The following is a 529-nucleotide window of genomic DNA, read 5'->3' as shown; positions in this document are numbered from 1 at the left end:
CTCGCAACGCTCGCGCCATCGATGCTTGCGCGGCTCCAGTCGATTTGGTCGTACTGGCGCAGGCGATGGAGCAGCGCCTGATGCAGTCGATCCCAGACGCCTTCGCGTTGCCACTGCCGCAGGCGTCGCCAGCATGTCATGCCACTGCCGAAGCCGAGTTCCTGCGGCAGGTCTTCCCATGGGATGCCGGTCATCAGAACGAACAGGATGCCATTGAAGGCGGAGCGGTCGTCACACTGCGGCCGGCCTCCCTTGGGCGAGCGCTTCGGCTGTGGTACCAGTGGCTCGAATTCTTGCCAGAGTTTTTGGCTGATCAAGGCTCGCTTCATCCACGACATGACGCTGCTCAGCTGTGCAAGTTCCCGGTTTTGTTAGCGACTCTAAATGGCCCCCAATCGGTCAAAGGTATTTCGTCAGATCCTTGAATTCCGCGATGGAGGCGCGTGCGGATGCTGCGCTTGCGCCCACAACCTGGTCCAGGCAGTTGTAGAGGTGATCGTGGATCACCACTTTCTTGGCCGCGCTGATC

General features: G+C 60.3%; 1 protein-coding gene. It reads right to left on the bottom strand.

The genetic code is table 11. From position 1 onward, the window contains the following. A partial coding sequence (locus GVL05_RS19800; RefSeq protein ID WP_159574244.1) for a transposase occupies positions 1-329 on the bottom strand: 329 nt, incomplete at its 3' end. Positions 330-529 lie beyond the last annotated feature (200 nt).

Source organism: Curtobacterium sp. 18060, from assembly GCF_902706105.1.
GTDB lineage: Bacteria > Actinomycetota > Actinomycetes > Actinomycetales > Microbacteriaceae > Curtobacterium.
This window is presented reverse-complemented; position numbering and strand designations above follow the sequence as displayed.